Source organism: Mesorhizobium sp. M7A.F.Ca.CA.004.12.1.1 (assembly GCF_003997835.1).
In the GTDB taxonomy this organism is placed as follows: Bacteria; Pseudomonadota; Alphaproteobacteria; order Rhizobiales; family Rhizobiaceae; genus Mesorhizobium.
Window position 1 is genome coordinate 1 of record NZ_RZRK01000391.1, and the last position, 5,759, is coordinate 5,759.

5 protein-coding genes and 1 pseudogene are annotated in these 5,759 nt (G+C 64.1%); 4 read left to right on the plus strand and 2 right to left on the minus strand.

All coding sequences use genetic code 11. From position 1 onward, the window contains the following. Window positions 1–374 (plus strand): annotated as a pseudogene (locus EN984_RS20235) (3-deoxy-7-phosphoheptulonate synthase); the annotation flags it as partial. Between the two features lie 195 nt (window positions 375–569). Here the strand turns inward: EN984_RS20235 and EN984_RS20240 are convergent. Further along, window positions 570–1,205, minus strand: coding sequence for a LysE family translocator (locus tag EN984_RS20240; protein WP_127269055.1), 636 nt, complete (start codon window positions 1,203–1,205; stop codon window positions 570–572). A gap of 128 nt (window positions 1,206–1,333) precedes the next feature. On the opposite strand from EN984_RS20240, the gene EN984_RS20245 reads away from it, so the two are divergent. After that, complete coding sequence (locus tag EN984_RS20245) at window positions 1,334–2,032, plus strand: YafY family protein (RefSeq protein ID WP_127269054.1); 699 nt, start codon at window positions 1,334–1,336, stop codon at window positions 2,030–2,032. 171 nt (window positions 2,033–2,203) lie between these two features. Here EN984_RS20245 and EN984_RS20250 read toward each other — a convergent pair whose 3' ends face one another. Continuing rightward, window positions 2,204–3,313 carry a Gfo/Idh/MocA family oxidoreductase gene (locus tag EN984_RS20250; protein ID WP_127269053.1) on the minus strand — a complete coding sequence of 370 codons (1,110 nt, stop codon included), beginning with the start codon at window positions 3,311–3,313 and terminating at the stop codon, window positions 2,204–2,206. 155 nt (window positions 3,314–3,468) lie between these two features. On the opposite strand from EN984_RS20250, the gene EN984_RS20255 reads away from it, so the two are divergent. Both EN984_RS20255 and iolC read left to right on the plus strand, forming a co-directional pair. Then, complete coding sequence (locus EN984_RS20255; RefSeq protein ID WP_164748924.1) at window positions 3,469–4,314, plus strand: MurR/RpiR family transcriptional regulator; 846 nt, start codon at window positions 3,469–3,471, stop codon at window positions 4,312–4,314. A 141-nt stretch (window positions 4,315–4,455) separates the two neighbouring features. Then, on the plus strand, window positions 4,456–5,759 hold a 1,304-nt coding region (iolC, locus tag EN984_RS20260), incomplete at its 3' end, for a 5-dehydro-2-deoxygluconokinase (protein ID WP_127383904.1).

A 5,759-nucleotide genomic window follows, 5' to 3' on the forward strand; every position in this document is an offset into this window, starting at 1 on the left:
ACTACGACGTGGGGGGCGTCGAAGCCGCCGCTGTGGAACTCGCCCGCATCGGCGTTGCGCCCAGGCTGATGATCGATGTCAGCCACGCCAACTCGGCCAAGAAGCCCGAGAACCAGCCCAAGGTCGCGGCAGATGTCGCCGGCCAGGTCGCGGCAGGCGACGAGCGCATCATCGGCCTGATGATCGAGAGCAATCTCGTCGCCGGCCGGCAGGACGTGGTGCCGGGCAAGCCGCTGCTCTATGGCCAGAGCATCACCGATGGCTGCATCGACTGGGCGACCACCGAGACGGTGCTGCACGGCCTTGCCGGCGCCGTCGAGTGGCGCCGCTCGGCACGCCGCGCCATGATCGACAACCGGCAGGGAGCCGCTTGAGCCACTATTGCCGGCCTTTGCCCGGCACGACCCCCACCCTAACCCTCCCCACAAGGGGGAGGGAACGCTGCCGCACTCCTACTCGAACCTTGACGTCTGAAAGCCTCGGCAGTTTGCCATTGTCAGCGCCGGCGGGAGTCTCCCTCCCCCTTGTGGGGGAGGGGTTAGAGGTGGGGGTCTTCTTCGCAAGAAATCCTACGCCGCCCTTAATCCTTCCCATGCCGTGAACACCGACACGGCAAAGAGCAGCAGTCCGGCCGCCCGGCCGGCAAAAATGGTCGCCCGCGGATTGGCGATCAGAAGGTTGCGGCTGCGGCCAGCCGTGATCGCCAGTCCGCCATAGATCGCAGCCTGGGTGGCCACGGTCAGCAGCCCCATGACCGTCGCCTGCATCCAGATCGGACCGTAGTCCGGTTTCAGGAACTGCGGGTAGACGGCAAGCACGAACAGGTATGCCTTCGGGTTGATCAGGCAGGTCACAAAACCCTGGCGAAAGGCCTTCCATGCGGACCGGCTGCCGGCAGGCCCTTCCTGACCGACAGTGATGGAACTGCGCATCAGCGTGATGCCGATAAAGGCCATGTAGGCGGCGCCGGCAAGCAGAAGCGGCTTGAACAGGATCGGCACGAAATGCATCAGCAGGCCGACGCCGATGGCGCCGTTCAGCGTGTGCACCATGCCGCCGACCATGATGCCGCCGGTCGCGGCGAGACCCCTGTCGCGCCCGCCGGTCAGTGCATTGGCAAGCACGAAGAGCATGTCCATGCCCGGAACGGCGATGATGCCGAACAGCAGGATAAAGAAAAGCCAGAGATTTTCCGCATAGCCCATGTCAGTTGCCTGCCGCCTCGCTCCGCCAAACCGCAGCGGAACCTGTTGATTTTCAAGTCGATAGGCGCTCCTATAGGTCAGCCCAACTGACAATGCTGTGTCAATTGGGCTCGCAACCCGGGGAAAAAATGCGCAAGGCGTCACGCCTGTTCGAGATCATCCAGATCGTGCGGCTGGCGCGGCAGCCGGTGACGGCGGCGACGATTGCCGAGCGGCTGGAAGTGACGGTACGCTCGATCTATCGCGACATCGCAGCGCTGCAGGCGATGCGCGTTCCGATCGAAGGGGGCCGCGGCATCGGCTATATCCTGCGCCCCGGCTTCGACCTGCCGCCGCTGATGTTCTCGATCGAGGAGATGGAGGCGATCGTCCTGTCGCTGGCGCTGCTGGAGCGCACCGGAGACAGCGAGCTCAAGCAGGCGGCCAAGCGCGTCAGCGCCAAGATCGCCGGGGCGGTGCCACCACCCTTGCGCCAGGCCTTCGACGCCAATGCGCTGCATGCGTGGGGATTCGCCGCGCCCTCGACCGGCGCGATCGACTTGGCGCTGGTGCGACGCGCCATCCGCGACGAGGAGAAGCTCGATCTCTCATATCGCGACGAGATGGGCCGGGCCTCCGAGCGCCTCGTCCGCCCGATCGCGCTCATCTACTACGCCGAAACCGCCAACATCGTCGCCTGGTGCGAGCTGCGCCAGGCGATCCGCAATTTCCGCAGCGACCGGATCGAGGATTGCCAGGCGACGGGGTTGCGGTTCAAGGGCGAAGGCGACCGCTTGCGGCAGGTCTGGGTGAATGGATGGGAGATCAATGCGGCGGTTGGCGGCTGACGCGATTCTCCCTTCTCCCCCTTGTGGGAGAAGGTGGATCGGTGCGCAGCGCCGAGACGGATGAGGGGTGTTCCAGCGGAGTGAGACGTTGGTGTTCCCTGGAGCACCCCTCATCCGACCTCGCTTCGCGAGGCCACCTTCTCCCGCAAGGGGAGAAGGTGAGCCGCCGCCTCACCGCACGTCCACCCAGCGCTTTTCCTCGAAGGAGCGCGCCATCGCGTGCACCGTGCGCTCGATCTCCAGCCCTTCGGCGAATTCGATGAGCCGTGCCGGCCTGCCTTCAAGCCGCGTCAGCAGTTCGTGGCACTCGATGATCTTGAGGTCGTTGAAGCCGAGGCCATGGCCTGGCGCCGGCACGAAGAGGTCATAGGGCTTGTGGTGCGGCGCCACCAGGATGGTGCGGTAGCCCTGCTCGGTCGGCCGATCTGATGTGAGATAGAGCTGGAATTCGTTCGATCGTTCCTGGTCGAACAGGATCGACCCTTTCGAGCCGAAGATCTGGACGGCGATGCGGCCCTTGCGGCCCCAGGCCGAGCGGTTGACCAGCAGCGTGCCGGCAATGCCGCTTTCCAGATGCATCAGCACGCTGGCTATGTCGTAGGTCTCCACAGCGCGGCGGCCGCCGCTGGCCAGCTTGCGATCGGCATAGGGTTTGGCCATGTCGCAGATGACACTGGCGACGCGGCCGAACAGGGCTGAGACCAGCGACAGCGGATGCACGGCGAAATCGTCGAGCGCGCCATAGCCTGACGCGGCTTCGTGCTTCCAGAAGAACAACGCCTCTGGGTCGGCCATAAAGTCCTCGTCCATCTCGATGCGCAGATGGTTGACCTCGCCGATGATCTTCTCTTCCAGCAAAGCGCCGATGTGGCGGATGGCCGGGCTCTGGATGTAGTTGTAGCCGAGCGCCGCGATCTTGCCGGACTTTCTCGCCGCCGCTGCCATCGCCTCGGCCTCGGCAAAGCTCGGCGCCATCGGCTTTTCGCACCACAGATGCTTGCCGGCTTCGAGGATGGCGATGGCCATTTCCGGATGGAACTGGTTGGGCGTGGTCAGCGAGACGATATCGACTTCGGGATCGTTGACGACGGCACGCCAGTCGCCCGACGCCTTGGCGAACCCGAACTCGCCCGCCTTGCGCCGGGCAAGCTCTTCATTGACCTCGCCGAGATGGACCAGCCGTGGCTTGGCAACGTCGGGAAAGACGGCGCTGACGGCACTCCATGCGATGGCATGACACTTGCCCATGAAACCCGTACCGATGAGACCGACGCCGACCATTTTCCGTTTCTCCACTGCTTGAAGCGCTGCGTGGATGAATTAGTCCATTTTCTCTTGGAATGGAATGTCTGCCTCATTTTTTATGGTGTTCTTGCGCAGGCTCGCTATGATGATGCACAGAGGACGCTTCACGTATGAGCCTGGACAGAGCGACGATGGACGAACGGGTACCTCGCGATTTCGAGACGCTGCGCACCACCATCCTGGAGCGGCGCGAAAGCCTGCCGAAGCGCATCGCCCAGATCGCTGCCCATGCGCTCGACAATCCCGACGATATCGCTTTCGGCACCGCCGCCAGCATCGCCGCTTCGGCCGGCGTGCAGCCTTCGACCCTGATCCGATTTGCCCAGCAGCTTGGCTTCGATGGTTTCACCAGCCTGCAGCAGGTGTTTCGCGAACGGCTGCGCGAGCGCAACTCATCCTATGACGAAAGGCTGCAGGCGCTGCGCGCCAAGGCAGAGGGCGGCGCCGGCCATCGGTCGATCTTCGACGGCTTCGTCGCCGCCGCCAGCACCTCGCTCAACGACATTTCGCGCACGCTGGACGACGCGCATCTGGAAGACGCCATTTCCCTGCTGGCGAAGGCCGAGACCATCTACGTGCTGGCCAAGCGCCGCTCGTATCCGGTGGCGTCCTACATCGCCTATGCGCTGGGCAAGCTGAAGATCCGCAACCAGCTGATCGAATCGGCGGCCGGGCTGAATGCCGAGATGATCGGCTTCGCCACGCCGGCGGATGCCGTCATCGCCATTTCCTTCTCGCCCTACGCACCGGCCACGATCGAGGAAGCGCGCAGCATTTCGGAACAGGGCGTGCCGATCGTCGCCATCACCGACAGCTCGTTTTCGCCGCTCGCCCAGTTCGCCAAGGTCTGGTTCGAGGTTGCAGAGGCCGATTTCGCCGGCTTCCGCTCGCTGTCGGCGACAATGGCGCTGGCCATGGCGCTGACCGTCGGCGTCGGCGAGAAGCGACGCGACACGGGCCGCAAGCGCAAGGCCTGATCCATCGCCGAAAAGACACTTTTCACGGAAGGAACACTCATTCCATATTGACTATGGATTGGAATTATTATTTCATATTCCCGGCGCCACGCTGCCGCTCGCGCGTGTACCCCAACACAACAAGGCCGACGGGAGGTTCCAATGAGCGAAGCCGTGGACGCTGAATACGCGCCGCTCGACGTTATCACTATCGGTCGCGCTTCCGTGGACCTTTATGGGCAGCAGATCGGCTCGCGGCTGGAGGACATCACCTCCTTCGCCAAGTCGGTCGGCGGCTGCCCGGCCAACATCTCGGTCGGCACGGCCAGGCTCGGCCTGCGCTCGGCACTGCTCACCCGCGTCGGCGACGAGCAGATGGGCCGCTTCATCCGCGAGCAGCTGACGCGTGAAGGCGTCAATGTCGACGGCCTTAAGACCGACAAGGAGCGGCTTACCGCCTTGGTGCTGCTGTCGGTCGAGGACGAAGGCGTTTCGCCGATGATCTTCTATCGCTCGGACTGCGCCGACATGGCGCTGGCGCCGGAAGACATCGACGAGGCCTTCATCGCCTCGGCGCGCTCGATCGTCGTCACCGGCACGCATTTTTCCAGGCCCAACAGCGATGCCGCGCAGCGCAAGGCGATCCGCATCATGAAGGCCAAGGGCGGCAAGGTGGTGTTCGACATCGACTACCGGCCGAACCTGTGGGGCCTTGCCGGCCATGCCGAAGGGTTCGAGCGCTATGTGAAATCGGACCGGGTCTCGGCGCAGTTGAAGACGGTGCTGCCCGATTGCGACCTCATCGTCGGCACCGAGGAGGAGATCATGATCGCGTCGGGCGCCGACGATTGCCTGAGCGCCTTGAAGACGATCCGCTCGCTGTCGTCCGCCACCATCGTCCTGAAGCGCGGCGCCATGGGCTGCATCGTCTATGACGGACCGATCAGCGACGATCTCGAGGACGGTGTCGTCGGCAAGGGATTTCCGATCGAGATCTACAATGTGCTGGGCGCCGGCGATGCCTTCATGTCCGGTTTCCTGCGCGGCTGGCTGGGTGGCGAAGATCATGCGACAGCGGCGACCTGGGCCAATGCCTGCGGCGCCTTCGCCGTGTCGCGTCTGCTCTGCGCGCCGGAATATCCGACCTTCGAAGAACTGCGGTTCTTCCTCAAACACGGCAGCGAGCATCTGGCGTTGCGCAAGGACGAGGCGATCAACCACATCCATTGGGCAACGACGCGCCGGCGCGACATTCCCTCGCTGATGGCGCTCGCGTGCGACCACCGCGTGCAGCTCGAGGATGTGGCGGCGAAGGCCGGCGCCGATCCGGCACGGATCGAAGAATTCAAGGTGCTGGCAGTCAAGGCGGCTGCGAAGGTCGCCGCCGGCCGCGACGGCTACGGCATGCTGATCGACGAGAAACACGGCCGCAAGGCAATGTTCGAATTCGCCAGGCATTCCTTCTT